General features: G+C 55.8%; 3 protein-coding genes and 1 pseudogene. 1 reads left to right on the forward strand and 3 read right to left on the reverse strand.

Annotation, left to right across the window (positions count from 1 at the left end; translation table 11 throughout):
- Positions 1-58 precede the first annotated feature (58 nt).
- The 3 genes and pseudogenes from HUO07_RS21305 to HUO07_RS21315 form a co-directional block, all read right to left on the reverse strand.
- Positions 59-1,350, reverse strand: a pseudogene (locus HUO07_RS21305) (ISL3-like element ISPpu12 family transposase).
- 21 nt (positions 1,351-1,371) lie between these two features.
- A complete protein-coding gene (gene lspA, locus HUO07_RS21310) occupies positions 1,372-1,884 on the reverse strand; it encodes a signal peptidase II (RefSeq protein ID WP_035565177.1) in 513 nt (170 codons plus the stop codon).
- Positions 1,885-1,887: 3 nt separating this feature from the next.
- Positions 1,888-2,787 (reverse strand): cation efflux transmembrane domain-containing protein, encoded by a 900-nt coding sequence (locus HUO07_RS21315; RefSeq protein ID WP_045812311.1) that lies wholly within the window; start codon positions 2,785-2,787, stop codon positions 1,888-1,890.
- A gap of 95 nt (positions 2,788-2,882) precedes the next feature.
- Here HUO07_RS21315 and cadR point away from each other — a divergent pair, with 95 nt between their 5' ends.
- On the forward strand, positions 2,883-3,290 hold the full coding sequence (cadR, locus tag HUO07_RS21320) for a Cd(II)/Pb(II)-responsive transcriptional regulator (protein WP_035566955.1): 408 nt from the start codon (positions 2,883-2,885) through the stop codon (positions 3,288-3,290).
- The last annotated feature ends 87 nt before the right edge of the window (positions 3,291-3,377 follow it).

A 3,377-nucleotide genomic window follows, 5' to 3' on the forward strand; every position in this document is an offset into this window, starting at 1 on the left:
GGGTATACGGATTTAATGGTTGATGGGGCACCTTCACCCCATCAATCTGATACCACCCTCAGATGGTTGATAGATCGACTCCGTAGTTGAGTTCCTCTGCGAAGTCCGGCAGTCCGTAACCGATGGTTTTCTTGTAGAAAGGAGAGACCTTCGCAGTCGGTGCCTTCTTCTTGTGCTTCGTGGTGTAGAGCATTCGTGCCCGCATCACCTCGAAGGAGTAACCGCGCCCTTCACGGTTCTTGTCCTTGGCCAGTCGGTTGATGGACTCCGTGTAAGCGTTGGTGACGGGCATGTCCGTCTCGAAGTAGGTCATGGTCTCTTCGCGCCAGTTTCCCACTGCCCTGACCAGATCGCTCCAGACTTCCTTTTGGCCCTTCGGGATGGTGGCTATCCACTCGTCCAGGGCGGCTTCTGCCTGGAGCCGTGTGATGGCGTCCCAGATGCCGTAGAAGCGTTCCTTGTGCTCGTAGGCGGCCAGCAGTTGCGGGAATGCGCCTGTCCAGGTCTCCATGATCAGCCGTTCCCGATCTGAAACTTCGTGAGCGCGTTTCAGCAGGATCTTCCGGTCGCCCTTGAGGGTTCGGCTCTGGGAGGGTTTCAGCTCCTTTCTGAGGCCCTTGCGCACCTTCTCCAGGGCATCGTTGGCCATGCGTACCACATGGAACTTATCGACCACGATGCGGGCCTGTGGCAGCACGGCCTTGACCGCTGCCCGGTAAGGGTTCCACATGTCCATGCTGACGATCTCGACCTTCTGCCGGTCTTTCAGCTTCATCAGGTAATTGGTCACCACGTCCTGGCGGCGGGTGGCCAGCAGGTCGAGCAGGGTTCGCTCCTCGATGTTGGTCAGGATGCAGCGGTAGCGCTTGTTCAGGTATAGCTCGTCAATGCCCAGGATGCGGGGCGTCTCGAAGCGGTGCCAGCGCCCCAGGAACTCGGCGCGGGCGTTGAAGATGTCGCGCACCGTCTTCTCGTCCAGGCCGGTCTCTGTGCCGCCACAAAGGTGTAGGGGTGGTTGAAGGATTCCTTCTCCACGTACTCATGCAGCCGCAGTGTCATACGGAATCCGTCCACCACCTCCGGTAGCTGGGGCCTGAATGTTGTCTTGCAGGCCCGGCAGGTGTATCGGCGGCGGACCACCCAGAGAGTGACCCGCTTGCCTTGGATGGGCAGATCACGATGGGGAACATCACGCTTGCCGAACCGCACGAACTCACCCTGCACGCCGCATTCCTCGCAGGCGATCGGATCGGGCACGTCCACCTGGAAGTGCATTTCGTCGTCGGTTGATTTGCAGCCCAGTACTTGGTATTGCGGCAGGTGAAGGATGTTGTCGGGAAGTTCGGTCATGGTGTTGTATAGGCGTAGGTGTCAGTCAGATCCATCCGGCTCGGCATTGGTGTTTGTTTTTTTACCCAAAAAGCTGCCGGAAACGAAAAGTAAGGCACCGAGGACAATTGCAATATCAGCCAGGTTGAAGGCCGGCCAATGCCAGTCTCGCCAATAGAAATCAAAGGAATCCACAACATAGCCGCGAAAGACCCGGTCAATCAGGTTGCCCATGGCGCCACCGAGGATAAGACTGTAAGCGATGGCTTCTCCTTTATGACGATTTTCAAGGATCAGCTTGATCAGAAAAATCGAGACCACTACCGCGATTCCGATAAAAAAGTAGCGCTGCCAGCCTCCACCATTCGCAAAAAGACTGAATGCGGCACCGGTGTTCCATAGGTGCACCCAGTTAAAGAACGGGGTCACCGAAACATACTCGCCATAGGCCATTGATTGCTGCACCAGCCACTTTACAGCCTGATCAGACGCTGCCAGCAGGCCCGATATGGACAATAGGGCATACGGCGAGAGCTTTTTGCCAATAATGAGCATTATTTAACCCTTCAACGCCAAAATGCGTCTGGCACCGTTAAGTACAATGCCCCCCGCGATGGTGCCGATAATCAGATCCGGATAATTGGACCCGGTCCACGCGACCAGGGCGCCGGCGGTGATGACCCCCAGGTTGATCACCACGTCGTTGGCCGAAAATATCCAGCTAGCCTTCATATGAGCTCCGCCCCCTCGATGTTTGGATACCATCAGCAGACAGGCGGTATTGGCAATCAATGCGACGAATGCGATGGCTATCATCACCAGCGATTCAGGCTCACTACCGAATACAAAGCGCCTCACGACCTCTACGAGTACGCCAACAGCCAAAACCAGTTGGACCACACCAGCAACGTGCGCAACACGGACCTGCCTTTTCACGCTATGCCCAACCGCATAAAGAGCGAGTCCGTACACTGCCGCATCAGCAAAATTGTCCAGGGACTCTGCAATGAGGCCAGTTGACTGAGCCATCAGACCGGCAGTCATTTCCACCACGAACAGAAGTGCATTGATGCCGAGCAACCAGCGCAGGGTCCCGGATTCTTGCTTAGCAGAAGCTGCCGAAAACTCGGCGGCCTTGATGGTCTCCGGATTTGCAGCGACGGTTTCCTGAAGCGAGGCGCCTAGCCCCAAGGTCTTCAGTTTCGAGGTGACGGGCTCGACCTCGCCGTCATGCACGACCTTCAGCCGGCGGTTCGACAAGTCGAAGGACAGCGCCCGAATCTCCTCAAAGCCGTTCAGGGCTAGGCGAATCATTCGTTCTTCTGATGGACAGTCCATCTTCGGCACGGCATAAACGCTGACCCATCTCCCCGGCGCTTCGGAGGAGGCCTGTATATCGGTATCCGCCGCGGACGTTGCATCACCGCCACAGGCGCCGCCACCACAGGATTTGTTCATGATACGACTCCACTTGAACAATGTTGTGGTACCATTTAAAACTATAAAGCTACTATAAGGTCAATAGAGTAAAGAATCCGTTGGGGAGGAGGCTGATGCGTATTGGTCAGTTGGCGCAGTTGGTAGGGGTCGAAACACAGACGATCCGCTTCTATGAACAGCAAGGCTTGTTGCCGCCGCCTGATCGGCAGGACAACGGTTACCGTGTCTATACCGAGAAGCATGGTGAGCGGCTGGCCTTCATCCGTCGCTGCAGAATCCTAGGCCTGTCACTGGCTGAGATTCACGAACTACAGAGCTATCAGGACGACCCTCATCAGCCTTGTACCGCCGTCAACGCCTTGCTCGATGATCACATCTCTCATGTGCGGTCGCAGATAACCGCTCTGCAAGCGCTTGAGAAACAACTCGTTTCACTGAGAGCGAGTTGCAACGATGACCGGGAAGTTGAGGCGTGTGGGGTTCTTGCTGGAATTAGCGAAGGAAACATGCACCAGCAGTAGGTGAAGCATCAACCAGATAATCCGATGAGATGCCGGTCTGTCTCACTCTCATGCAAAGGTAAGATCAACCATTTAATCCGCTTACCC

It is taken from the genome of Vreelandella maris (assembly GCF_013371085.1).
Taxonomy (GTDB): domain Bacteria; phylum Pseudomonadota; class Gammaproteobacteria; order Pseudomonadales; family Halomonadaceae; genus Vreelandella; species Vreelandella maris.